The following is a 23,705-nucleotide window of genomic DNA, read 5'->3' on the forward strand; positions in this document are numbered from 1 at the left end:
ATAGCTGCTTTTTATTTTTCCCGAATTTAAAATTATTCGATCGTAGATTTTGAACGGGAGGTAAACTAATGGCTTATCTATATAAAATCGATAATCATGATGAAGCCTATAGAATATGGTCGGATAACAAAATTAAAGAAGCTACACTATTACATATAGATACTCACAGAGATTTTGTTGATGATGAATATAGTTATATATCAATTGGAAACTTTTTAAATCATGCTTGGGATAATGAAATAGTTAATGATATTATATGGATTATTCCAGATCCATCCTTTTCTAATGAAAAAATAATGAAGAGGGCTATACGCGGATTAAAAAAATTTACTCTCATAGAGCATGATTACAATATGATTCGCTTTCATAGGGACGAAAATAGCAAAAATCAACTTGTAATAACTTCTCTACCCAGAGTGGAATCGGCTATGGATAATAAAATAACGAATGAAAATATACTTATTGATATTGATGTTGATTATTTTGTGAACCCTTATATAGATCTTGTTTATTCAAATTGCTATAAGAATTCTTTTTGGTTAAAGTGTGAGGAATTTATAAAATCTATACAAAACTATATTGAAAAATGTAGAGTTATCACCGTATCTAGGAGTATTTGGGGAGGGTATACCCCGTTGCTCTATTCATTTATTTGTGAACAGTTATGTAGTGCATTGATGAGTCAGAAGTTGAAAAATAGTGGTTATTCATGTCTTGAAGCAGGTATAAATTGTCTTAAAACCAATGATGCGAAACAAGCTGCTATACTATTTAACAATTCGCTTGATTATCCTGAATGTTATTTAAGTGGACTTATCGGACTCATGTACAGCAGTATTTATAACGACGTTTCTATTTCTGAAAAATGTTACGATGAATTACTTTCGTCTTATGCAGAATATGAACCTTATTTTTTTCCTGCTCACTCATTAATAAATAATAACCACGCTGCGTTAGCTGAAAAATTAATAGATAACTGGTTTAAAGTCTGTTCACATTCCGAACAGGCCAACTTGTACAAGCTTAAAGTTTTCAAATTGCAAAAATATAAATTTGATAATAATTATTATAGTTATCTTGAAAGAGTAAGCGATGAGAAAACGTTTTTCGAAAAAAGTTATGTAATGGTTGATATCTTTTTAGAAAGTGGAAATTACGAAGAAGCCATTAATTCTTGTGAAAAAGTTCTGAATTACTTGAAAACAAGTAAATCACCTTTATGGATTGGGCAAATCAGTTCTTTCGAAAATCATAAAAATCATGGGCAAATTGTTGCTGTTCTATTTGGAAAAATAGCTTTGGCGAATTTCAAAATGGGAAAACTGAACAATGCCCGAAAGTACGCTAAGATATGCAAGAAAATTGGTTATCTTAATGAAAGAGTTTTGAAAATACTAGATTAAATTGAAGCCTTAGAAAGGTGGAATATAGATGTACAAGATTCTTCCTGTCAATGAGCCAGTCATCACTTCGTATCCTGTTTTCGCGAATCCACTTAGCATCATCCAAGATAATCAACAAGGTTGGTCATGGATCATTAGTAATTTTATTCAAGTTGTTTGCCCTAAGCCCGATAGTTTGACATTGAATTTCAAAAATTATAGTGAATCCCCGATACTATGTTATCAGCATATTAAGAAGAGTCTGATTAATTCTAGATGGGAGGATATCGCAGAATTTATCATAGATTCTATCGATATGAACAACTATGTTTATATGATAGTAGATCAACATTACCTTTCGGCATCTGATGCTTTCCAAAGGCTTAGATGTCCTCATGATATTTTCATTTATGGTTATGATTCTTGTAAAAAGATTTTCAATGTAGCCGATAATATGAAGAGTGGAAAATATGTCTTTTCTACTTGCAGCTTCGATGAATTAAAGAACGCATATAATATGCTGCCTAAAGATCAAGATACTATTTATCCCTTCAATCCTAATGAGGGATTTAATCAGAGTGTCAAACTTTTAAGCTTGAATGCTCATATAGAATACAAGTTTAATATCAATTATGTCATTAAGTCGTTGTTAGATTATTTGGAATCAAAGTTAACTATGAATGAAATTCATCAGTATAGAGAATCGCATAGCTATGGAATTAGCACGTATGCGGATGTATGTGAGTATGTATATCTTTTGGAGAAGAATCAGGTTGATTTCGATATTAGATCTTTTCACCTAATATACGAGCATAAGAAGTTAATGAGGATGAGAGTTGATTTTTTAAAGAAAACCAATTTTTTAAAAGATATAAATGAGCTAATAGAGCAATGTCAAAAACTTGAGACGGAGACACTTATGATAAGAAATTTAGCATTAAAGTACTACATAAATAAAAAGGTAACATTATTAACTGATATAGTTCAGCGGTTAGAAGTTATTAAGGAACTTGATTATCATTTAGGATATAGAATATTGAACGCTTTACTCGTCTAGAGCTAATTCAGTAACTGGAGAAACAAATAATCCTTTAGTTGTTTAACACGTATGTTGAAGGTATATAAGTTTGGAACCAAATCGGGATCTTTATGTAGCACATACAAGTAAGATGAAACTAGAGAATGTTGGGCGTAGCTGTCTCGATTCTCCAAGGCGATTGAATTAAAAATAAATCCTTCTACTTTCATAGTACGCTGGTTTTGACTAATTCATTATGCAACTATATTCTTGACCTATAGGTCAAGAATTGATACTATAATCCAACAGAGATCATATTAGGTTTGGTGGGGGAGGGAATGAATTAATTACTTAAGATAACATGCTCTTTTTTTACATCATTAATGACCGATTGGTCAATTATGAGTGAGTGCAGAATTGTACGTACGATTCACAGTATTTTAAGTGTTTTATGAAAATATATAGAAAAAATTTCGAGGAGTGGCTCATATGACAACAGGAAAAAAACTACTTTCGACTTATCAACTAGGAAATATGTCTTTGAAAAATCGCGTCGTTCTTGCACCTATGACAAGAATGTCGGCAGATCATGATGGTAGCGCAAATGACAGAATGGCTCGTTATTACGAAAGCTTCGCTGCGGGTGGCTTCGGACTGATCATTACAGATGCAACATATCCAGATGAACAATATAGTCAAGGCACTCTTAATCAGCCAGGGATTGCGAATGAAGATCATGTACAAGCCTGGAAGGCTTCTACGGAGGCTGTACATGCTAAAGGAAGCAAGATCATTTTACAAGTAGCTCATGCTGGTGCGGTTGCTCAAGGGAATCGGTATCTATCTGGAACGGTCGCTCCTTCGGCTATTCAACCCTTGGGAGCAGATCAGAACCATATTGCGCCGAAAGAACTTTCCGTTCAAGAAATTAAAGAAGTGATTGATGGTTTTGTTCAGGCTGCATTGCGGGCGGAGCAGGCCGGATTTGATGGAATAGAGCTTCATGGCGCAAGTGGATTCTTATTGGATGAATTCTTGACGGATTATACCAATCAGCGTCAAGATGAATACGGCGGATCTACCGAGAACCGGACAAGGTTCATTACGGAGTTGATTGAAGCAATTAAGGACAAAGTCGGTGATCGTATCATTGTCGGTATTCGACTATCTCAATCCAAAATCAACGATTATACACATAAATGGGCTAATGGGGAAAAAGATGCTGAAATTATTTTTGGCGCTATAGGTAAAGCAAAAGTAGATTATATTCATATTACGGAATATAATAGTTTGTTGCCTGCTTTTGAGAATAGTAGCTCGACGCTTGTTGAGCTTGTAAAAAAATACGGAAAAACAACAGTGATCGCCAACGGACAGCTAGATCAGCCGGTGGATGCGGAGAAGGCGCTGGAGATCGGTGCAGACCTTATTTCTCTGGGTAAACCAGCTCTAGCTAATCATGATTGGCCAATTAAAGTTGCCAAGGGATTGCCAATGGATGAGTTCACAGGTGAAGTGCTAAGCCCGTTACCTACCATAAAAGACAGTGAGCTTTACAAGGAGAATGTCTAATCATTCATGCCTGTAAGCACTGATTTTAATCTAGGATTGGAAGGGATTAAAATGAGTAGACCCAGAGAATTCGATTATGATAAGGTGCTAAATCAACTTATGCTTGTTTTTTGGCTGAAGGGTTATAAAGGCACGTCTTTGGCGGATTTGGTGGAAGTTAGTAAATTGAAAAAGCAAAGCATATACGGAGCATATGGAGATAAGCATGCTGTGTTTATTAAGGCGCTTCGTTTATATCGGATGCAAGCCATGGACTCGATTCAGACGTTATTAAATCAAGAAAAGTCAGCGATAAAGACGTTAGAATTGTGGAGGGCTAATTTGCTTGAATCTGGTCTGAACGACTGCCCCAAAGGCTGCTTGATCGTTAATATGGCCTTGGAATTAGGGGAAGAGGACCCAGAAGCAAAGATTGAGATCGATGCATTGTTTGAAGACTCAGAAAGGCTACTGGAAGAAGTAATCCGTCGTGGTCAAGAAAACTCTGAAATTACGTCGCAATTTCCAGCTAAAGTAATAGCCCAAAGTTTGGCGACTACGCAGCATGGTATTCGAGTGTTGGAGAAGACAGGCGCATCGCCCGATAAAATTAAAATGATTCTTGATTATAGTATAAAGTCCATTCTTGCTACTTAGTATGAAGATATCTACACTTTGTAAATAAGGAGCCTTCATGAAATTACAACTCACTCCATCTTTCACCTACCAACTGCTAATCATGTTAGAAACGAAGCTCATCTGGTACAAGCATTACCGGCTGTTTTGTGATGAGGTGATTTTGGCTTATGATAAGCCGCCATATTGGGCGATTGAGTTGGCGAGTGTGACGTATCAAGGGAAGGCGATAGAGGCTGTTCGAAGCTTTATTCACTCGGAGCAGTTAAGTGCTGGGGAGCCTACGGGGTTAGCAGATCAGTATATCGCGTGCTTGTATTTGAAATACGAGCGGAGCGAGATTTCCTGGGCCAGCTTCTTGCTGGAGGCGGGGAGATATGCTGATCAGTGCGAGCGGGTTAAGGAGCCTTGTGAATATTTTTATGAGTTGCTTAATTACTTGGAGGATGGCGAGTTTAATCTTGATGTAGAGCGGCAACAGAGGGAAGAGCTTCGGCCTCGGTTCGCCAAGGAGATAGAAGAAATACGAAAAATTTACGAGGTGTTTCGGGATTACTATCGTCAGTTCTTATCAAGGTAACTATGAATAAGTTCTGAATTCGTGCAGCGTTATTTAGGGGAAAACGTGGGCGTAGGGGGATTGTAGGGTAACGAAGAGGTGGACGCTTCCCGCGTTCACCTCTTTTTTTTGAAGCAGCATGGGGTGGATCATTCCTTGACCTGACAAAATATAATAGTTATTATAGATACCTAAAGTCTTTGTTTGAGGTGAGGATGCAATGAAATACTCAAAAGCTACGGATTATGCGCTTCATACGATGCTTTTTCTTACTGTGGCTACTCCGCAAAAGCCCATCGGTGTACAGCAGTTGGCCGAGCGGCAGAAGGTATCGCCCACGTATTTGTCCAAAATCCTGACCAAGCTGGTGAAGGCTGGCATGATTGAATCCATCACGGGGGTGAAGGGCGGATATCGGCTCAAATCCAATTGGGAAGATATTTCATTCTTGGACATTATTCATGCCATCGAAGGTTCTGCCTCTTTATTTGATTGCAGCTTTGAACATGGGCCCAATTGTCCCATTCAGAAGGTCGTATTATCGGCTGAAGCGAAGATGGAGGAACATCTGCGAAATCAGAAAATGTTGGAGTTGGTACGGGAACTTAACATAGTCATGTAGAGGCAATCAAGTTTCAATTTGAATACAAAAGGAGACTAGATGATGAACTTACTCAAAGTCCAATATGGCATGATCCAAACTACAAGGGAATCCTTATTTCGTTATTGTGAAACGATGTCTCCTACAGATTATGTGCAGGAAGTGGAGAACTTCGGAGGCGCTTCGATCCACAGCTTGCATGCCCATGTGGCCGATTGTTACCGAGTATGGTTAGGAAGCCGGGCGCTGGGTCAATCCCTTGCTCAAGTGAAGCCGGGAGCCGTAGATAATGTACAGAAAATGCGTGCAGCTTTTCAGAAAATTGATGCTCTGGTCTATGAATTTCTAGATGAATTTAAAGGCACCTGGGACCCTGATATGCAAGCCTCCTGGAAGAGTGAGAACGCAGAGTTAACGGAATTATGGCTGTTTACGCACACCACCACTCACGAATTTCATCATCAAGGACAAATTGTGAAAATAGGCAGACAACTCGGCTATATCCCGCCTAAACTGAACCTTGCCAAACCCTCTGCGACTCCATCAACCGAGTTATAATTTGCGGCTAACATTGTATACTGCATCTTCCCATCGGATTTTTTCCTTTGGAAGCCGAACCGTTGTTTCTTGGATATGATTGGTTTAAATTAAGATGAGGAGGTGCGGGTACAGACATGATGCTATTCATATTGATTACAGGTATTATTTTAACCGTAAGCTTGATTATCTTTACAGTCAAGATGGGGAGATTGACCTTCGCGTCGCCGATTATTGTAGACCAACTGAGACCAGGGCAAACAGTATATCTTGAAGAAGGGGACTACGGACTGTGGGGAGAGACCAGGGGCCTTCGGATTAATCGTCTTATGGTGGAGAATCCATTGCTTGTGAACTCAAGGATGGAGAAGGTGACTATGTATTACAGCATAGCGGGGACCAATACGGTAAATATGATAGGGGTGGCACGCCGATTACTTTATACGTTCTCCGTGCCGCCCGGTCATTTCACTTTTAATATTGAAGATCAGCCCTACAGTAAGATTTCTATTCCTCATGCCAACGCACTTGCTGAGGTGAGATACTTCATTAGAAAGAAGACACCGTTCTTGTTCCGTATAGGGTTTGGGGTTGGCATATTCGCCTCCATTGCGAGTCTGATTGCCACGGTGCTGCTGACTGTTTTCTCAGCGGTGGGCATGATATAGCATCATCTACAAACTGAATCTAAATAGCAAAAAGGAGCCCTCCGTCTGAACCGGGGCTCCTTTTGTTTGATTGAAAAGTCTGGTGAGCAAGTTGCCACGGCTCTCTATTGTTAACCGGGCTTTTAATTGTCGTACCTCAAAGCACTCATGGCGCTGCTTAAGTCTCCGAAACCTGAAGCGGGGTCTCGTTGTCAATCAATTTGATGGCAGGAGCTTCATTTTCGGTCACTTCTTCTTTGTCCTCGTCCGTGTTCTCATTCTCCATGTAATAGTCCTTCAATTCATCCTCGGCCGTTCCCACTAATGGGACGTCATTGCGGTAAGCTGACCGGCACAGAACATGAGCAGCCACCGGCGCAGTCAGGAATACGAAGAAGATGCCCAGGATGAGGCGAATGCTGAAATATCCGTCGGAGATCAGGAAGAATAGCAGGGTTCCTACCAACGCACACAGCACGCCAAGCGTAGAACTTTTAGATGCAGCATGAGACCTGGTATACACGTCGGGCAAACGTATGCCTCCGATGGCGCTAATCAAGCTGAAGATGGCCCCGACTAGAATGAGGATAGCTCCTACGGCTTCACCGCTTCCGCTCAATGACAACACCCCTCTCTATAAACCGGGCAAAGGCAATCGTTCCGATGAACGAGAGAATTCCGATCAGCAAGATAAGATCAAAGAAGGCATGAGTATGGAAAAGTACGGAATAGGCCGCAATGCTGGCAATCATATTGATGCCGATCGAATCCAGGGCTTGAACACGGTCCGCCCCGGAAGGTCCTTTCACGACCCGGTACATATTCGCAAGGATTGAGAGCATCAATATGCCTAATGCGATGAGCAGTATCGTCTGGAAGATCATTTTCTCGTCACATCCTTTATCGCTTTTTCGAACACGGAAATTGACTTGATGACAGCCTCTTTAGACTCGGGTAAGTTCAGGCCATGAATGTATAGCACCTTGGAATCGGGAGTAAGCTCCATGACCACCGAACCCGGTGTTAAGCAAATCAGCAGAGAGAGCAGGGTAACCTCCAGACTCCCCTCTAGATCGGTTCTGACCTTGAAAATCCCGGGAGTTACTTCAATCTTGCGGCGTAGCACATGCTTCATGACCATCACGGAAGAGGTGATCAATTCATGAATGAAAATAATGAATAGCTTGCCGATGGCGGCCAGCGTAAATACATAGAAGCGGTCTTTAAAGAAGCGGCGTGTACATAATAAAATAAATACACCTACGAAGTAACCGCTGATAAAGTTCAATACGCTGATGTTATCTTGCAGGAACATCCACAAGCAAGCGATGAAGATGTTAAGCAGTACCTGAACGGGCATGGCTATCCCTCCTTTATTTGAACACAGCTTGAATGTACAGGTTTGGATTCAGTAATTCATTGGCAGCTTGGGTGACGTAACCGGCAATCCCTTCGGCACCGATTCCCAAGACCAGACTGGCACAAGTCAGGAAGGCAATGGGGAACAGCAGACCCTTGGCATTTCCCTTCAATTCTTCTTCATTCAGCATCGTGTCACCCCAGAAGGCATTCATGAACAGCTTGATCATGGAGTAGAGGATACACAAGCTCGCTACCAGTCCGATCGCGCCAAGCCAGAAGTAACCGGACTCAAAGGCACCACGGGTAATGAACACTTTGCCGAGGAAGCCGCTGAGTGGAGGGATACCGACCATGGATAGGGCAGCAATCAGGAACATCCAGCCGAGCCAAGGTTGCAAGCGTATCAAGCCACCAATTTCCTTCAACCGGCTAGTTCCCGTTAAATGAATGATGGTTCCGCCTATGAGAAATACAAGTGCCTTGATTATCATGTCATGGAGCAAATAATAGATGGAGCCCATCATGCCGTTCGTTGTCATGGAGACGAAGCCCAGCATGATGAATCCGACGCTGATGATGACATTGTAGGTGAGAATATTGCGCAAATCCCAGAAGCCAATCGCGCCAAGTCCCCCCAGAATCATGGTTGCAGCCGCCAATATGCCGATGACAAGATGAGTGACTTGTGGTTCGTGATAGAAGATCAAGGTAAACATCCGGAAGATGGCATAGATGCCTACCTTGGTCAGCAAGGCCGCAAAGATAGCTGAAACCGCTGTAGGCGGCACACTATAGGAGCCCGGCAACCAGAAGAAGAGCAGTAATCCGGCTTTAAGGGCAAAGACGATCAGGAATAACAGAGCGACGGTGGTAATCAGCCCATCTTGGCCTACCTCGGCAATCCGCATCGAGAGATGCGCCAGGTTCAGCGTGCCAGTGATAGAATACAAGTAAGCTACGCCCATGAGGAAGAATGCAGACGATATAATGTTCGTGAAGATATATTTGAGCGACTCACGAAGCTGCTTTTGGGTACCACCTAAGGTAATCATGACGTAGGAAGCAACCAAAAACACTTCAAAAAATACGTATAAGTTAAATAAGTCCCCCGTTAAGAATGAACCGTTAACCCCTGTAATCAGAAATAAAAACAAAGGATAGAAATAGAGCTTCTCCTGCCGTCGTTCCGTGGAAGAGAAGGCAAAAATCACACAGCCTATAGCGACGATGGAGGTAGCCAGCAGCAGGAGCGCACTGAACATATCGCCCACGAAGCTAATGCCGAACGGCGCTTCCCAACCGCCTAATTGCAAGGTTTGAATACCTCCATGGCTGATGCGATTGATAAGCATTACGGCGATAATAGCGGTAACGCACAAGGCAATCAGACTAAGTGCCCGTTGGAGACGTATGTTCTTCTGTAAAATGATGAGGGCCATTCCCGTTAACAAAGGAATAACGACCGGAGCAATCAACAAGTTATTCATACTCATTTCCCCTTAACTGTTCCATGTCATCGGTTCCGTAGCTCTGATAGGCACGGTAACCCAGAACTAATACTAGCGCGGTTACGGCAAAGTTGATGACAATGGCCGTGAGAATCAAGGCTTGCGGGATGGCATCGGTGAATTGCTTCGTCTTCTCGCTCAGCAGGGGAGCGGCTCCCGTCTTCAGACCACCGGAGGTGATGAGCAGCAAATTCACCGCATGGCTGATTAGGGATGAACCAAGCACGATGCGCAGCAGCCGTCTGGATAGAATCAAGTAAGTGCCGATGGATATTAGCACGCCGACCAGCAAAATCATTAAAGTCTCCATATTAGCGGTCCTCACATATGCTCAGAATAATATTGACCGCAGTACCGATGACGGCCAATGCAACGCCGGTGTCGAAGACCAGTGCGGAGGCAAGCTCTGTGTCTCCGAAGATTGGCAACTGCACATGGCCGAAGATCTGGGTCAGGAACGGCTGACCGAAGATCACGCCCGCAAGCCCCGTGCCTACGGCAATGAAGACACCAACAGCAGCAAGCTTCTTGTAATCGATGCGAATATTCTCCCGCACCTTCTCAATGCCGAAGGAGAGATAGAGAAGTACGATGGCCGCTGCGGTGCTAAGTCCACCGATGAAACCGCCGCCCGGATTATGATGGCCGTTCATGAACAAATAGATGGAGAAGGTAAAGATAATGAATACAGCAACTTGAGTGACCGTTTGCAGGATGACATTATTCGGTTTCATCGTGTTCCCTCCTTTTGGAGCGTTGATGGATCAGGACATACACGCCCAATCCGGCGATGGCCAACACGGATATTTCCAGCATCGTATCAAAGCCGCGGAAATCTACCAATATGGCATTGACGATATTTTTGGCACCTGCCAGTTCAAAGGCATTTTCGAAGAAGGAAGTAATCGGCTCGAACAATTTGTGGCCGTTTGCTGAAAGGGCCAGGATCGTTACGGTCAGTCCGACGGCTAGAGAGATGATCAGATTCGTTAACTTGAACGGAATGCGTTCGATGTCCTTCTTAAGCTTCGGCAAGTGATAGAAGCAAAGCAGGAACAATACGGTAGTCACCGTTTCGACCACCATTTGTGTCAATGCCAGGTCTGGAGCGCGGAAGATGACGAAGAACATGGATACCATGTAGCCAACCGCTCCCAGCGCCACAATAGCTACAACGCGATGGTTCGTGAACAGCACAGTCAGAGCGGCAATGATCATGACCAGGACCAGGCCGACATCGAACAGGCTGATGCTTGCATTGTTGGAGAAGTCGAACTGAATTCCGTATAGCAAGAGAAGCGAGCCCAGCAATAACATGACGAAGAAGGAGAAAATGTAGCTCAAATAATGTCTTAGTGAGCCTGTCATGTAACGATTGGTTAAGGAAGCTGCGCCTTTCTCCATAGCAGGTAAAGCTATATTGTACAGATGAGTCAAGGTTAGCTCTTGTGGATAATTACGAATGACTCGGACCCAGCGTTTGGCTGACTTGAACAACAGGAAGCCAATCACGACGACGCCAATGGTCATTAGTAATTCCATGTTGAACCCATGCCACGCACTGATCTTCAAATCGTACGCGGTGACAGGCATCATTGGCAGTACCGAGGTTAACGCTGGAGCCAGAATATATTTGCCAAGCACGTTCGGGAAGAAGAAAATCAACACGACGAGCAGGCCCAGGACCATCGGGGCGAATAACATACCCAGGGATGCCTCATGCACTTTACGCGTCAGCTTCTCAGGATGATATTTACCGCCAAAGGTCTTGAAGACGAAGATCATACAGTACACAAAGGTAAATATGCTGGCCACCCAGGCGATAATGGGGAACAGAATACCGATACTCTCAAGACCGAAGGTACTCACATGGGCAAGTTCTGTCACGGCGCCAAAGAACATTTCCTTACTCAGAAAGCCGTTAAATGGCGGTAGTCCTGCCATGGAGAAGGCACCGATCATGGCAATGGTGAACGTAATCGGCATGACCTGCATCAACCCACCCAAATAACGGACGTCCCGCTTACCTGTCTCATGGTCAATAATACCGACCACCATAAACAGGCTGCCTTTAAAGGTAGAGTGGTTAAACAGGTGGAACAAGGCAGCAAAGGTAGCCACTGTGAAAACAGTACCTTGCTCGCCAGGGCCAAAATACACTGCCAGAGAGCCTACGCCAAGCAAGCTCATAATCAAGCCTAGTTGGCTGATCGTGGAGTAGGCCAATAGCGCCTTAAGGTCTGTCTGACGAAGGGCAGATAAGGAGCCATACAGTAGCGTGATGATTCCGACACCGGCAACAAGCCAGAACCACACGGAACTGCCGCCGAAGATCGGTGTCATACGAGCTACCAAGTAAATACCTGCCTTGACCATAGTAGCGGAATGCAGGTAGCTACTTACTGGAGTAGGGGCTTCCATCGCATCAGGCAGCCAGATACCAAACGGGAATTGCGCCGATTTGGTGAAGGCTCCGAGGAGAATGCACAACATGGCAGGGATGAATAGAGAATGCTGTTGAATCACATCCACTTGAGCGATGATCTCCCGTATGCTGTAGGTGTCGCCCATCATAATGAGCATAATGAAGCCAGCAAGCATACCGAAGCCACCAATTACGGTAATCAACATAGCCTTCAATGCGCCCTGACGCGAGCTCTTGCGCTCGTACCAATAGGCAATTAATAAGAAGGAGGATACGCTGGTTAACTCCCAGAAGCCATATAACACGAGCAGATGGTCGGAGAATACAAGACCCAGCATCGCTCCCATAAATAGTAGCAAATAGACATAAAAATGATGGAGTGCTTCCCGGCCCTTGGACATATAGAAGATAGAATAAACAATAACCAGGGCGCCCACACCAGAAATAAGTAACCCGAATAGTAAAGCTAATCCATCTACATAAGTCGTAATATCAATGCCAAGGGTCGGAATCCACGATAGCGTGAATTTGTACGTTTCACCCGCAGCAATAGAAGGTATATATTGAAGTAAATAGATCAAGATGGATAGGGGGGCGAGTAATACGAACCAACCTGTATGTATCTGACGATTCAAATACTTGTACAGAAAAGGCACTAGCAGGGCACTGAAAAACGGAAGAAACATAAAAATATAAAATGTAGCCAAGCGTCCTCCTCCTTACTTTCGAATAATATAGTCTTCGTGTTGACTCTTTCCGTAACATCAATTATAGTCTTACATAGTTTAAATAAAGCTCTACTATGTAACCTTGAGGTGAAGTGTTAAAAAATGGATAATCTGTTCAATGAAAGTATTCTTGTCTGCGTTTATTATGGACCCAATGGCGAAAGGCTAATCAAACGTGGTTGTAAAATCGCCAGTATGTTGAAGGCTCCGCTGTACATTTTGACGATCGACTCCAAGCCGTTCGACGAATTGGATGCGGAGAAAATTTTTTATATCGAAAAATGGAAAGAATATGCGAATTCCCATAGCTCGGCAGAATTCATTATGAAAGATAATGAGAGCCGTCCCGTGACCAAGATTATTGCTGAACTTGCTCGGGAGAAGAATATTACTCAAATTATTCTCGGTCAGACAGCGCAGAGCCGTTGGGAACAGATTACGAAGGGCTCCATCATCAATTCCTTGGTGCGCGAAATTCCCTTTGTCGATCTGCACATCGTGTCGGTCTCCCGTTATATTCGGGATGGCGAAGGAATGTACAGAAATGGAACACGTGCTTATTTAATCAAGGACGGGGACCATTATAAGCTGAGCTTCAATCACGAGAAAGATACGGAATTTGAAGGCATATTCTTCAAAGAAGTCGATACGGATTTCGATAACGGAATCTTCCGCTTCATGAAGGATGCCGAAACATTGCAGGTTCTGGTGGACGATGGAATCGTCACTGAGCTGAAAAACGTAGATATTGATGCAGCGTTGGGTCTGGAAGACACCGATGAATAATTAGGAACTGTGAATATAGGCTACTGTTATAAAATACTCTCCGAGGGTTGATCCGGAGGGTGTTTTTTTATGGGCAAAAGACAGAGTCGCTATAAATTCACATCTACTTTGATGGGCAAGTCTGCATTCTTGTCGATTCCTAAATACTTCAGAGTTTCCGAAGTGGAGTGATGATTCAAAATTGATTTGATGATTGAGATGGCGATCCCTTTCTGATACGCATGATAACCGAAGGTCTTTCTGAGGGTATGCGTACCAATCTTCTCTGTAATTCCTACCTCCCTTGCCGAGTGGTTAATAATACGATATGCCTGCTGACGGGTAATCGGACGACGATCCTTCTTGGATTTAAATAAATAATCTTCCGGGCATGCGTCGCAGCCAGATAGATACTCATTAAGAATTTGACGAATTTTACTGTTCAGGTAATACGCCTTCACTTCCCCAGTATTCGCATCCTTAAGATAAAGGAATGGCTTGGGGCTCTGACCGTCCCAGACATCTTGTACGGTAAGGTTCAACATGTCAAGAAGACCGATTCCGGTGTTGATTCCAAGTACAAACAGCAACACATCTCTGAGCGATTGCTTTCTCAGTACGAGCTTCATCGCTTGTATGGTCTCAATATCTCGAATCGGATTTACATATTGCACAGAGAATCCCTCCCAATATGTTACTTAACAATACACTACCATACATTAAGTAACATCACAATTGATAATTCTAATTTTTTTAGATAAAAGCTGAGATATTGTCCGAGAGGGATTTTCTTCAAGTCTGTGTTCAAAAAGTCGGGTTTACAGAACCGAGAAGATTGGATGAAGCTAGGGACTGAGTAGCGGAGCGTACGTAGTGGGTACGTGAGCAACGGAAGTCCCGGCTGAATTCAAGATTCGATGTCGAATTAACTCCTCGAACAGCTTCGTACTGGGAAGACGACTTTTTGAACCTCTTATAATTGATTAATGATATACTTGCAATATCTAGCTATACCGAATGAGTACCCCTGGTGAAGGAGCGTTATTTCGATGAAGCCGATTGAAGAGCTTATTATAGAAGATTCAGCTTGGCCCATAATTCAGGAATGGATCGATGAAGCGCAGGTTGATGTCAAGGTTCTTGAAAATACGAAAAGTGATGGTGAAGCGGCATTGCTTCGTATGCAGATCACCAATAGATCAACGATGGGGGCCATAGCCTTGGGATGTGGCGGCATTGTAGTAGATTCCGGCTGGCTGCACATCCTTGGTTCAGGCCATCCAGCCATGTACGGGTCATTGACGGATAACAGGCAGCTTCCGTTGCTGGAGGAAGGCTATGTTATTGCTTATGATGCTGTAGGCGGGTTATTTGCTATGAATACGGGTCAATTTGATGCACATTCCCACAATATTTATTACTTTGCACCGGATACCTTGGAGTGGGAGGACACGGAGAAAGGCTACACCGATTTTATGAATTGGGTGTTCCATGGGGACCTGAACTTGTATTATGAGACATTTAGATGGCACAACTGGCAAGAAGACGTGAAGCAGTTAGCCCCTAATCAAGGAATCTCTATATTTCCTTACTTGTGGACCAAGGAAGGCAAGGATATCGAAAATACATACAAACAGGCAATTGAGTTAAAGGAGATATGGGGTTTGCAGCATGAGTTTAAAGGTGCTTTGAAGCGAGGAGAAGGCTGAACCGTTTCATGCTATAAGGAACAGGGGTATTATTGGAAGAGTGTAAAACAAATTAAAGACACTTGGAATATAAGTGTCTTTAAGATTTGTAAATATCTCCACGAGAACCAATTTTAATGACGATAATGATTAGCTCATCATTTATAATGGAGTACACGACTCTAAAAGAACCAATACGAAGTCGATACCGATCGTCAATACCTTGCATTTTCTTAATATCGAGTTCCGGGTGTTTGGGATTGTCAGACAGGATTTTTAGATGGTCCAGGATTCGATTTCGGGTTGTTACATCCTGCCTTTGAAGATATTTGAAAGCCTCTTTGAGAAACTTAACTTCGTAACTCATTTTCAACATCCTTAAGGTTAACTAGTTCACCTTTTAAGTAAGCATCCTGTGCTGCATTTATTGCATTCAGATCATCCTGAGTAGTAGGTTCATCATCCAGGGGGATTTTTCTATCGAGTGACCTTTGAGAAAGACGTTCGACTAGCTCAGAAACTAACTCAAAGTCTTTTTTAGATAACTGGTCAAGAAGTTCATTAATTCGTTCTTTACTAATAGCCATTCAGAATCAACACCTTTCAGGAACTAGTTATAGTTATTATAACATTAAATACCCTTACACTTGAAGGAATGAAAGAGGAAATATGGATGAGCTCAATATATAAGGTAAGGAGTGATGGCTATTAAATTCATCTTGATATTTGGACCCCAGGCGGTAGGGAAAATGACGGTAGGCCACGAATTGTCCCAAATAACAGAATTAAAATTATTTCATAATCATATGTCAATTGAATTGTTTTACCCTTACTTTGGTTTTGAAAGTGAAACATGGAGGTTAAGCAACCTTCTTCGGAAAGAGTTGTTTGAATCTTTCGCCAGAAGCGATCAATATGGAATGATTTTTACCTATGTATGGGCGCTTGACCTTCAAGAGGATTGGGATTTTGTAAATGAAACCTGTCATGTTTTCGAAGCCCAAGGTGCTGAAATTTATTTTGTAGAATTAGAAGCGGATCTTGAAGCAAGGCTACAGAGAAATGATACTGCCTTTAGGCTGGAACAAAAGCCAACCAAAAGGAATGTTGAACAATCTAAACAAAATTTAATGGCAACCATGGATCAGCACAGGTTAAATTCCAAACCGGGAGAAATTACAAAAGACTCGTACATAAAAATCAACAACACTGATCTTAGTGCAGGTGAAGTAGCTCAGTTAATAAAGGATAATTTTAATTTATAGTGGATTACATGAATGGAAGCCAACACGATATGAGACAGACAAGGAGTCGGTATGGGAAATTATCAGATTTGTGATTTTTGTGGGAATTTATGTGTGAAGTCGAGTAAGAAGATGTGCAAGAGCTGTGAAGAAGCTTATGAAAAAATACGTGGCATTGTGGAGGTACATCCCGATACGATGGTCATTGATATTTCGAAGCAGACGGGCATTAGTGCCAGCAAAATCTTGTCCTTTGCCAGAAACGGTTTTTTCGTGCTAAAAGAGGGGCAAATTGAAAAACTCTAATTATGATTTGGATGACGTTGGAAGAGACCTTTGCCGGTTCCCGTTCATCCTCAAGCTATGGGCCAAAGTGGCTGCAACCTGTGAACAGGAGGCACGCTTTGGCCCGTTTACTTTTTCATGATTCCCCGAAGCTGCGGAGGAACCGCTCGGCCAGACCTGACAGATAGCGATCCTTGGGCCAAATGGCGGCAATTCGAGTCCAAAGCGCTTCACTGTTAATGGTTTTGGCAATCAGCCCCTCGGGAAGAGTCAACTTCAAGGCGGATTGAGGAATGATACCGATGCCAAACCCGGCTTGCGTCCATTGTATGGTGGTACGGGCATCATCATTTTTACAGAACAGCTTGGGCTCGAAATTAGCTCGTTCACAGGTATCGTGAAGTAAACTTTCGAAGCGTCTATAAATAATCAGCGGACGATCCTTGAGTTCCTCCACTTCACAGGCGGATTGACCTGGACTCCAGTCGTGCTTCGGTGTCATAACAGCCAGCATTGGCTCGGAGGAGATGAATTTGCAATTTAGCCCATTGGTTTGGAAGGGGGTTCGTACAATGCCCAGTTCAATCACCCCACTGCGAAGTAAATCGATCACATGGAACGTATTGCCCTCGTGAATTTCGAATTTCACACCCGTGTAGGTTTGTTGAAACTCGGTTAACCTATCGTTGAGCAGTGCTGCTCCGGACGAAGAGACGGTGCCAAGCTGAAGCGTTCCCATGAGACCATGGGACAAATCCTGGATTTCCCGCACAGTAGAATCTGCCAATGCAATAATCTGTAAAGCTCTCCGGCGAAGGATTTCGCCTGCATCTGTCAAATGGATGCTGCGCGGGCCGCGTTCAGCGAGCTGGACTCCAAGTTCATCTTCAAGCTGTTTTAACTGCTGGCTTAAAGGCGGTTGCGCCATTTGCAGCTTTTTGGCTGCCGCCGTAATTTGTCCTTCTTCCGCAATGGTCAGGAAATAGTGAAGCTGCTTGATATCCATAAATAAATCCTCACTTTTGGTATATTGAAAACGTATGGAAAGGATATAAAACCAATATTATTAATATATCAGCCTTTGTGTCATAATCAAAGTTGGCTTTGACAATTTCAAAATAAGTGATGGTGGTGCAACCTTGTTCAGACTAGCTGCATTTCTCAAACCCTACAAGAAAGAAACGATTCTTGGCCCTTTATTCAAGCTAATTGAAGCCATACTGGAGCTACTCCTGCCGACCGTGGTGGCCTTGATTGTTAATCATGGCATTGGTAATAAGGATAGTACATATGTGTTAAAAATGGGCGGGCTAATGCTCGCCATGTCGATACTCGGCTATGCTTGCTCACTAATCTGCCAATTTTATGCGGCCCGAGCCTCCCAAGGCTTCGGAACAACCTTGCGTAATAGGCTATTCAAGCATATTTCTTCGCTGTCCTATGCGGAATTGGACCGTTTTGGTACTCCTTCTCTGGTCAATCGAACGACCAATGATGTCAATCAGCTCCAAACAGCGGTAGCCATGCTCATTCGGCTGGTCATCCGAGCGCCATTCATTTGCATTGGGGCCATTATTATGTCCATGCTGCTGGATATGCGCCTTTCCCTGGTGTTGATGGCTGCTACGCCGGTGTTTGGCGTGGTCTTGTACTTGATTATCAAGAAATCAGCCCCCTTATACCGTATTTATCAAAAAAAGCTGGATAGACTCGCCGTGGTACTGAGTGAGAATCTGAGTGGTGTTCGTGTAATTCGTGCCTTCGCCAAACGGAGAGAAGAACAGGCGCGATTCCGTGAATCGGCGGATGATATTACAGCTACAGCGATTCGGGTGGGACGCATTTCGGCCTTGCTTAGTCCAACCACCACGTTGGTTGTTAATTCGACCATTATTGCTGTTCTGTGGGTGGGTAGCATTCATATCCAGGCCGGAACTTTGTCTTCCGGGGAGATTATTGCCTTTATTAATTACGTAACCCAAATATTGCTTGCTCTTATTGTGGTATCCAATCTGATTATTTTGTTCACGAAGGCGTCCTCTTCGGCGGCTCGGATCAATGAAGTGCTGGATACAACGCCAGGCATAGCCAATCCAGAACCAGCCCGGATGAATTCAATGGGCGTAGGGAGCGGTAGTAAGCCCGGTGTACCGATTATTGAATTTGATCAAGTGACCTTTGGTTATAGCGAAGCCGGTGATCCTGCTCTTCGCGACTTGTCTTTTGCCATTTATCCAGGTGAGACCATCGGAATTATCGGAGGAACTGGCTCCGGCAAATCTACACTGGTACATCTGATTCCGCGCTTCTATGATCCTCAGCAAGGCGTAGTGCGTGTTGAGGGGCAGGACGTGTCCAGTCTTGCGCTGGCAGAACTTCGCCGTAAAATTGCGCTTGTATCGCAGAAGGCGGTGCTCTTCACCGGCACCATTGCGAGTAACATTCGTTGGGGGAAAGAGCAGGCTACCGAGGAAGAGATCAGAGAGGCAGCTACCATAGCTCAAGCGGCTGAGTTCATCAGCAAGTTGCCTGAGGGTTATGACACCCAGGTCGCTCGTGGAGGCTTGAACCTGTCCGGGGGTCAAAAGCAGAGATTGACCATTGCCAGAGCCGTGATCACTCGCCCGGATATTCTGATTCTGGACGATTCCTCCAGTGCGCTTGACTATGTTACGGAAGCAGCACTTCGCCATTCAATCCGCAGTTATGGTGAGCAGATGACTCTGCTCCTTGTATCTCAGCGAGTCAGCACGGTCCGTTATGCAGACCGGATTATTGTGATGGAGGATGGGGGAATTGCCGGGATCGGCACCCATGAGCAGTTACTTCAGGAATGTGATGCTTACCGTGAAATTTGCAACTCCCAGTTGTCAGAGGAGGAGGCAAAATGATGAATACGAGAGAAACCTGGTCCAGAATATTTCACTATACCGGAAAATATAAACTTTATTTAATTGGAACGATGATCAGTGCGTTGCTTAGTGTCACCGCCAGCTTGGTGGGGCCGCTTCTGATTGGTAGAACTATAGATCACATGGTCATTCAGGGGACTGTAGAATTTAACGCCGTATTTCAATTGTTAACTTGGCTGGCTCTCGTATACGGCCTGGGAAGCTTGTTCGGCTGGCTGCTTGCCGTCTGGACAAATCGTCTTGCTTACGAGACCGTGAACGATCTTCGTCGAGAAATGTTCGATAAGCTGAACACTTTGCCGTTAAAATATCATGATAATCACCCGCAAGGAGACAGCATAAGCCGCTTCGTCAATGATATGGACGCTATTTCAGACGGATTGCTTCAGGGGTTCTCTACCCTTCTGACGGGTGTTGTCACCATAGCAGGCTCGATTGTGTTAATGCTATACACCAGTCCGCTTCTGACGGTTGCTGTATTGTTGTCAGCCCCGGCGGCTTACTACGTAGCCCGGTTTATAACTATGCGTTCCCAGCAATTATTCCGGGATCAGGCGGAGATTGTGGGTAGTCTGAACGGTTACGTCGAGGAAATGATTGGTGGCCAGAAGGTGGTTCAGGCTTTCCAATTTGAAGACCGCAGCTTTGCAGCATTTCAAGTGCAAAATGAACGTCTGCAAAAGACGGGAGAAAAGTCGCAATTCATTAGCTCATTGTCTAACCCTTCCACCCGTTTGGTCAACAATATTACCTTCTCGGCCATTGCCATGTTTGGCGGCATACTGGTGATTTTGTCCCGAATAACGGTTGGGGGCTTATCGAGCTTCTTGATCTATGCCAACCTGTTCGCCAAGCCATTTAATGAAATTACCGGGGTAATGACGCAACTCCAGGCGGCTACGGCATCGGCACAACGCGTCTTCAAGGTAATAGATGAGGGTTCCGAGTCAGATGATCCGCAAGCCCCTGCTGTACTGCCACCCGGGCAATCTACGATTGAATTCAAGCATGTCCGGTTCGCTTATCAACCCGATCGTCCGCTGATTTCTGATCTGAATTTGACGGTGACTCCGGGTACCCGTGTTGCTATCGTGGGCAAGACGGGAGCGGGCAAGACCACACTCGTCAATCTGCTTATGCGCTTCTATGATGTGGATGCGGGTGAGATTACGATTGGGGGCATCAATATCAAAAATATGACCCGGGATCATCTGAGAGGTGCTTTTGGCATGGTCTTGCAGGATACCTGGCTCAAAAGTGGTACAGTTCGAGAGAACATTGCTTATGGTAAGCCGGATGCTCCGCTAACAGAGGTCATTGCAGCCGCCAAGGCAGCCAATGCCCATGCGTTCATCAAGAGACTTCCCAAGGGGTATGATACGGAATTCAGCGGTACCGGGGACAGCTTATCCCAAGGGCAGAAGCAATTGCTGACGATCGCTCGGGTTATGCTGGTAGATCCTCCAATGCTGATTCTGGATGAGGCAACCAGCAGTATTGATACCTTAACAGAGATTCGCATCCAGCAAGCCTTCAAACGTATGATGGAGGGCAGAACGAGCTTTGTTATCGCCCACAGACTTTCGACTATCCGCGAGTCCGATCTCATTCTGTATATGAAGGATGGAGATGTGGTGGAGAGCGGAAGCCATGAGCAATTGTTGGCTCAGCGCGGATATTATGCAGAGCTGTACAACAGCCAGTTCGATGCTCAGGAATGAGTGAAAATGAGCCTTCTTATCTACCTGAAAAGTGGATAAGGAGGCTCTATTTAATAACACAAGCTGACTTACTCCCAGCAATCGATTAATTTATCTACAAAATCCTCGATGCTCTGAATGGAAGCCAGCAGGTTTACATTTTTATCCTCCGTTAAAATGGTGGCGAAGGCATCAAATACATCGCGATAAATGATTCGATTCTCCCCGCTTACGGTTAACAGCAGCACAATCTTCACCACGGAAGTGTCCCATCTGATTCCGCTAGGATTTAAGTAGACATAAATGCCCGTTTTACGTGCGTCCATTTTAATGGCATGAGGAATGGCGACTTGTCCAAACGCTGTAGAGGACATCGCTTCCCGTTCCATAATTTTATCGAAAAAATGTTCGTCCGTATAACCATCTTGATTCATGACTTGACAGATCAACCGCAAGACATCCTCTTTCTCAGACAGCGCAGTGGAACTGCAGAAGTGGTTATCGTGCAAAAATAATTTCAAGTTATGCTTAAACTGTTTCTTCTTCTTTTGTTCTTTCAGTTCAAATATTTTGTTGGAGACTTTTTCCCGGTCGCTGCGGGTAAAAAAGGGCGTGATGACGACATAGGGAACCTCTGGAACCTTATGCAACTGGGATGCTGAAATGATAAAATCGCTGGTGATATAACTTAAATCCCCCTCGTCCGTCACAATGGAGTGGATGGAGATATCCTCTCCGAAATATTGCTGCAATTTGTTAATGATTTGTACGTTCATATTGTAGTACAGAGGGAATAACACGGTGCAAGAGATTTTTACGTTCGTTTGCCTTTGTAATTCTAGCGCATATCCGAGATGAAAGGCCAAGTAAGCAATTTCGTCATCACTAATCATGTACCCGGTTTTCTCCTTGATTACATGAGAAGCATGAACCGCACAATCATAGATGAGGGGGCATTCCCTCTTCAGCGTAGCGGTCAAGGGATTCTTGGTGGAGTAGCGGTTATCCAGGCGCATGAGCAGATTTTTGATATGCAAGGTAAACCGGATTACAAAGTCTGAATCTGCAATATGGATATAGTAATAATTGTCTAAATCTGTAGTGATGGCATGAACCAGATCAATACAGGCTCTGCCTGCTATGCGCTCCAGATCGCCGATCTCAATTTGTGTGAAGTTGACGTTGGTTCCATTGCTTGAGATCAAGATCGCCAAGTCTGCAATCTCTTCCTCAGAATACTGAACATGGAAATGGGATTCCAGCCGCACCGCGATTTTCTGAGCAATAACATAAGCATTATTGTCCATGTTGAAATCGACCGTTTTGCTGAGAAAGCGAAAATCATGTTTCATTCGATCCAGGGCGATCGTAATATGAATAATCACATTCGTTAAATAGTAATCATTGGTAAAAAAGTGATGAGATGAGAAGGTCTCCACCACAATATCGCGGATGTAATCAATATCGATTCCCTCATACAAACCTTTAAGTTTCTCAATATCAATAAAGCTTCCATTAGCCTCTTCGTACAAAATATTACTCATAAGCTTGCGCTTGTCTTTTTCTGTCCCCTTGATGGATAGCTGATCTTTGGTCAAGTACAGCTCCAGATTGTTTTGGGTCAACTTCTCCTTAATCAGCTTGAGGTCCAGTCTAAGGGTGGAATCACTGATAAACAGAACATCGCTTAAATCATATATATCCACGGGTTCTACGGTATGCACCAAATTTTTCAGAATGTAAGCGACCCTTTCCGTCTGGGTTTGGGGGAGTGCCTTCCGTTCATGAGACAAAAACGTATTAACTTGATCGGTATTCACTTTATAGCCTTTGTTGGAAGCAATAATAAGCTTGGGGTAAAGGCTCTGAATTTCACTGATATATGATTTAATCGTGCGCTTGGATACGCCTAATTGATCCGCTAAATTTTGCGATGAGACCCAATCCTGATGAGGAGATTTCAAGCAATGAATCAAATCCATATATTGAGCTTTCATATTGTTGTCCTCACTTTAATTAGTTGCACCCTTGGGGTGCAGTTTTTTATTTGAGCGGGTTGCAGGCTCTGTAATATATTGTGGTTGTAACAAATGATAGCGCTGTCAAAATTATAGAATGAACGAAAGGAACAAGCAAGTAGGCTCAACAGCGGCTCAA

The 23,705-nt window shown here is 43.7% G+C and carries 26 protein-coding genes; 14 read left to right on the forward strand and 12 right to left on the reverse strand.

The features are described 5' to 3' along the window. Window positions 1-68 precede the first annotated feature (68 nt). The 8 genes from BN3279_RS18450 (at window position 69) to BN3279_RS18485 (ending at window position 6,952) form a co-directional block, all read left to right on the forward strand. Window positions 69-1,403 (forward strand): hypothetical protein, encoded by a 1,335-nt coding sequence (locus tag BN3279_RS18450; protein WP_059052803.1) that lies wholly within the window; start codon window positions 69-71, stop codon window positions 1,401-1,403. Between the two features lie 28 nt (window positions 1,404-1,431). Further along, entirely contained in the window at window positions 1,432-2,439 is a 1,008-nt protein-coding gene (locus BN3279_RS18455) for a hypothetical protein (RefSeq protein ID WP_059052806.1), read from the forward strand. A gap of 450 nt (window positions 2,440-2,889) precedes the next feature. Continuing rightward, a complete protein-coding gene (locus tag BN3279_RS18460; RefSeq protein WP_089153487.1) occupies window positions 2,890-3,972 on the forward strand; it encodes an oxidoreductase in 1,083 nt (360 codons plus the stop codon). A gap of 6 nt (window positions 3,973-3,978) precedes the next feature. Continuing rightward, on the forward strand, window positions 3,979-4,608 hold the full coding sequence (locus BN3279_RS18465) for a TetR/AcrR family transcriptional regulator (protein WP_082673128.1): 630 nt from the start codon (window positions 3,979-3,981) through the stop codon (window positions 4,606-4,608). A gap of 37 nt (window positions 4,609-4,645) precedes the next feature. Continuing rightward, the gene (locus BN3279_RS18470) at window positions 4,646-5,167 is read left to right on the forward strand and encodes a hypothetical protein (protein WP_059052810.1); all 522 of its coding nucleotides are present in this window, start codon (window positions 4,646-4,648) and stop codon (window positions 5,165-5,167) included. 199 nt (window positions 5,168-5,366) lie between these two features. Then, a complete protein-coding gene (locus BN3279_RS18475) occupies window positions 5,367-5,768 on the forward strand; it encodes an Rrf2 family transcriptional regulator (RefSeq protein ID WP_059052811.1) in 402 nt (133 codons plus the stop codon). 42 nt (window positions 5,769-5,810) lie between these two features. Then, entirely contained in the window at window positions 5,811-6,305 is a 495-nt protein-coding gene (locus BN3279_RS18480) for a DinB family protein (RefSeq protein WP_059052814.1), read from the forward strand. Window positions 6,306-6,421: 116 nt separating this feature from the next. Next, entirely contained in the window at window positions 6,422-6,952 is a 531-nt protein-coding gene (locus tag BN3279_RS18485) for a hypothetical protein (RefSeq protein ID WP_059052815.1), read from the forward strand. Between the two features lie 157 nt (window positions 6,953-7,109). Here BN3279_RS18485 and mnhG read toward each other — a convergent pair whose 3' ends face one another. From mnhG to BN3279_RS18520, 7 genes are read right to left on the reverse strand one after another with little or no spacing between them, the layout of a single operon-like run. Next, window positions 7,110-7,559 (reverse strand): monovalent cation/H(+) antiporter subunit G, encoded by a 450-nt coding sequence (gene mnhG, locus BN3279_RS18490; RefSeq protein ID WP_392396876.1) that lies wholly within the window; start codon window positions 7,557-7,559, stop codon window positions 7,110-7,112. After that, a complete protein-coding gene (locus tag BN3279_RS18495) occupies window positions 7,534-7,815 on the reverse strand; it encodes a Na(+)/H(+) antiporter subunit F1 (RefSeq protein WP_059052818.1) in 282 nt (93 codons plus the stop codon). Before BN3279_RS18495 ends, mnhG begins: the two co-directional genes overlap by 26 nt. Continuing rightward, entirely contained in the window at window positions 7,812-8,291 is a 480-nt protein-coding gene (locus tag BN3279_RS18500; protein ID WP_059052821.1) for a Na+/H+ antiporter subunit E, read from the reverse strand. Before BN3279_RS18500 ends, BN3279_RS18495 begins: the two co-directional genes overlap by 4 nt. A gap of 13 nt (window positions 8,292-8,304) precedes the next feature. Next, the gene (locus BN3279_RS18505) at window positions 8,305-9,780 is read right to left on the reverse strand and encodes a Na+/H+ antiporter subunit D (RefSeq protein ID WP_059052823.1); all 1,476 of its coding nucleotides are present in this window, start codon (window positions 9,778-9,780) and stop codon (window positions 8,305-8,307) included. Then, window positions 9,773-10,111: a Na(+)/H(+) antiporter subunit C gene (locus BN3279_RS18510; protein ID WP_059052825.1), complete on the reverse strand. Its 339-nt coding sequence runs from the start codon at window positions 10,109-10,111 to the stop codon at window positions 9,773-9,775. Before BN3279_RS18510 ends, BN3279_RS18505 begins: the two co-directional genes overlap by 8 nt. A 1-nt stretch (window position 10,112) precedes the next feature. Further along, on the reverse strand, window positions 10,113-10,535 hold the full coding sequence (locus tag BN3279_RS18515; RefSeq protein ID WP_059052827.1) for a Na(+)/H(+) antiporter subunit B: 423 nt from the start codon (window positions 10,533-10,535) through the stop codon (window positions 10,113-10,115). After that, entirely contained in the window at window positions 10,522-12,933 is a 2,412-nt protein-coding gene (locus BN3279_RS18520; RefSeq protein WP_089153488.1) for a Na+/H+ antiporter subunit A, read from the reverse strand. The genes BN3279_RS18515 and BN3279_RS18520 overlap by 14 nt, the downstream gene beginning before the upstream one ends. Window positions 12,934-13,056: 123 nt before the next feature. Between BN3279_RS18520 and BN3279_RS18525 the strand changes: the two genes are divergently transcribed. Continuing rightward, a complete protein-coding gene (locus BN3279_RS18525; protein WP_059052829.1) occupies window positions 13,057-13,740 on the forward strand; it encodes a universal stress protein in 684 nt (227 codons plus the stop codon). Window positions 13,741-13,829: 89 nt separating this feature from the next. Here BN3279_RS18525 and BN3279_RS18530 read toward each other — a convergent pair whose 3' ends face one another. Continuing rightward, window positions 13,830-14,393 (reverse strand): tyrosine-type recombinase/integrase, encoded by a 564-nt coding sequence (locus BN3279_RS18530; protein WP_059052831.1) that lies wholly within the window; start codon window positions 14,391-14,393, stop codon window positions 13,830-13,832. A gap of 375 nt (window positions 14,394-14,768) precedes the next feature. Here BN3279_RS18530 and BN3279_RS18535 point away from each other — a divergent pair, with 375 nt between their 5' ends. Continuing rightward, window positions 14,769-15,428, forward strand: a complete 660-nt coding sequence (locus tag BN3279_RS18535) for a DUF2625 family protein (RefSeq protein ID WP_059052833.1) — start codon at window positions 14,769-14,771, stop codon at window positions 15,426-15,428. Window positions 15,429-15,507: 79 nt separating this feature from the next. Here BN3279_RS18535 and BN3279_RS24490 read toward each other — a convergent pair whose 3' ends face one another. Together BN3279_RS24490 and BN3279_RS18545 are read right to left on the reverse strand one after the other, a co-directional pair. Beyond that, window positions 15,508-15,783 carry a type II toxin-antitoxin system RelE family toxin gene (locus BN3279_RS24490; protein WP_082673129.1) on the reverse strand — a complete coding sequence of 92 codons (276 nt, stop codon included), beginning with the start codon at window positions 15,781-15,783 and terminating at the stop codon, window positions 15,508-15,510. Beyond that, a complete protein-coding gene (locus BN3279_RS18545) occupies window positions 15,758-15,994 on the reverse strand; it encodes a hypothetical protein (protein WP_059052837.1) in 237 nt (78 codons plus the stop codon). The genes BN3279_RS24490 and BN3279_RS18545 overlap by 26 nt, the downstream gene beginning before the upstream one ends. Window positions 15,995-16,114: 120 nt before the next feature. Here BN3279_RS18545 and BN3279_RS18550 point away from each other — a divergent pair, with 120 nt between their 5' ends. After that, window positions 16,115-16,672: a DEAD/DEAH box helicase family protein gene (locus tag BN3279_RS18550; RefSeq protein WP_059054547.1), complete on the forward strand. Its 558-nt coding sequence runs from the start codon at window positions 16,115-16,117 to the stop codon at window positions 16,670-16,672. Window positions 16,673-16,765: 93 nt separating this feature from the next. Beyond that, complete coding sequence (locus BN3279_RS18555) at window positions 16,766-16,957, forward strand: hypothetical protein (RefSeq protein WP_148466871.1); 192 nt, start codon at window positions 16,766-16,768, stop codon at window positions 16,955-16,957. A 115-nt stretch (window positions 16,958-17,072) separates the two neighbouring features. On the opposite strand, the gene BN3279_RS18560 is transcribed toward BN3279_RS18555, so the two are convergent. After that, on the reverse strand, window positions 17,073-17,942 hold the full coding sequence (locus BN3279_RS18560; RefSeq protein ID WP_059052841.1) for a LysR family transcriptional regulator: 870 nt from the start codon (window positions 17,940-17,942) through the stop codon (window positions 17,073-17,075). A gap of 133 nt (window positions 17,943-18,075) precedes the next feature. Here BN3279_RS18560 and BN3279_RS18565 point away from each other — a divergent pair, with 133 nt between their 5' ends. Both BN3279_RS18565 and BN3279_RS18570 read left to right on the forward strand, forming a co-directional pair. After that, window positions 18,076-19,827, forward strand: coding sequence for an ABC transporter ATP-binding protein (locus tag BN3279_RS18565; protein WP_059052843.1), 1,752 nt, complete (start codon window positions 18,076-18,078; stop codon window positions 19,825-19,827). Next, a complete protein-coding gene (locus tag BN3279_RS18570) occupies window positions 19,827-21,569 on the forward strand; it encodes an ABC transporter ATP-binding protein (RefSeq protein WP_082673194.1) in 1,743 nt (580 codons plus the stop codon). The genes BN3279_RS18565 and BN3279_RS18570 overlap by 1 nt, the downstream gene beginning before the upstream one ends. Before the next feature lie 68 nt (window positions 21,570-21,637). Here the strand turns inward: BN3279_RS18570 and BN3279_RS18575 are convergent, their stop codons facing one another. After that, window positions 21,638-23,545 carry a BglG family transcription antiterminator gene (locus tag BN3279_RS18575; RefSeq protein WP_059052847.1) on the reverse strand — a complete coding sequence of 636 codons (1,908 nt, stop codon included), beginning with the start codon at window positions 23,543-23,545 and terminating at the stop codon, window positions 21,638-21,640. Window positions 23,546-23,705 lie beyond the last annotated feature (160 nt).

The organism is Paenibacillus senegalimassiliensis, from assembly GCF_001486585.1.
GTDB classification, from domain to species: Bacteria; Bacillota; Bacilli; order Paenibacillales; family Paenibacillaceae; genus Fontibacillus; species Fontibacillus senegalimassiliensis.

What these genes read in the sequence shown, in the direction of transcription:
- BN3279_RS18450 (WP_059052803.1), top strand. Translation starts at nt 69, where the DNA reads ATGGCTTATCTATATAAAATCGATAATCATGATGAAGCCTATAGAATA.
- BN3279_RS18455 (WP_059052806.1), top strand. Translation starts at nt 1,432, where the DNA reads ATGTACAAGATTCTTCCTGTCAATGAGCCAGTCATCACTTCGTATCCT.
- BN3279_RS18460 (WP_089153487.1), top strand. Translation starts at nt 2,890, where the DNA reads ATGACAACAGGAAAAAAACTACTTTCGACTTATCAACTAGGAAATATG.
- BN3279_RS18465 (WP_082673128.1), top strand. Translation starts at nt 3,979, where the DNA reads ATGCCTGTAAGCACTGATTTTAATCTAGGATTGGAAGGGATTAAAATG.
- BN3279_RS18470 (WP_059052810.1), top strand. Translation starts at nt 4,646, where the DNA reads ATGAAATTACAACTCACTCCATCTTTCACCTACCAACTGCTAATCATG.
- BN3279_RS18475 (WP_059052811.1), top strand. Translation starts at nt 5,367, where the DNA reads ATGAAATACTCAAAAGCTACGGATTATGCGCTTCATACGATGCTTTTT.
- BN3279_RS18480 (WP_059052814.1), top strand. Translation starts at nt 5,811, where the DNA reads ATGAACTTACTCAAAGTCCAATATGGCATGATCCAAACTACAAGGGAA.
- BN3279_RS18485 (WP_059052815.1), top strand. Translation starts at nt 6,422, where the DNA reads ATGATGCTATTCATATTGATTACAGGTATTATTTTAACCGTAAGCTTG.
- BN3279_RS18495 (WP_059052818.1), bottom strand. Translation starts at nt 7,815, where the DNA reads ATGATCTTCCAGACGATACTGCTCATCGCATTAGGCATATTGATGCTC.
- BN3279_RS18500 (WP_059052821.1), bottom strand. Translation starts at nt 8,291, where the DNA reads ATGCCCGTTCAGGTACTGCTTAACATCTTCATCGCTTGCTTGTGGATG.
- BN3279_RS18505 (WP_059052823.1), bottom strand. Translation starts at nt 9,780, where the DNA reads ATGAATAACTTGTTGATTGCTCCGGTCGTTATTCCTTTGTTAACGGGA.
- BN3279_RS18510 (WP_059052825.1), bottom strand. Translation starts at nt 10,111, where the DNA reads ATGGAGACTTTAATGATTTTGCTGGTCGGCGTGCTAATATCCATCGGC.
- BN3279_RS18515 (WP_059052827.1), bottom strand. Translation starts at nt 10,535, where the DNA reads ATGAAACCGAATAATGTCATCCTGCAAACGGTCACTCAAGTTGCTGTA.
- BN3279_RS18525 (WP_059052829.1), top strand. Translation starts at nt 13,057, where the DNA reads ATGGATAATCTGTTCAATGAAAGTATTCTTGTCTGCGTTTATTATGGA.
- BN3279_RS18535 (WP_059052833.1), top strand. Translation starts at nt 14,769, where the DNA reads ATGAAGCCGATTGAAGAGCTTATTATAGAAGATTCAGCTTGGCCCATA.
- BN3279_RS24490 (WP_082673129.1), bottom strand. Translation starts at nt 15,783, where the DNA reads ATGTTGAAAATGAGTTACGAAGTTAAGTTTCTCAAAGAGGCTTTCAAA.
- BN3279_RS18545 (WP_059052837.1), bottom strand. Translation starts at nt 15,994, where the DNA reads ATGGCTATTAGTAAAGAACGAATTAATGAACTTCTTGACCAGTTATCT.
- BN3279_RS18560 (WP_059052841.1), bottom strand. Translation starts at nt 17,942, where the DNA reads ATGGATATCAAGCAGCTTCACTATTTCCTGACCATTGCGGAAGAAGGA.
- BN3279_RS18570 (WP_082673194.1), top strand. Translation starts at nt 19,827, where the DNA reads ATGAATACGAGAGAAACCTGGTCCAGAATATTTCACTATACCGGAAAA.
- BN3279_RS18575 (WP_059052847.1), bottom strand. Translation starts at nt 23,545, where the DNA reads ATGAAAGCTCAATATATGGATTTGATTCATTGCTTGAAATCTCCTCAT.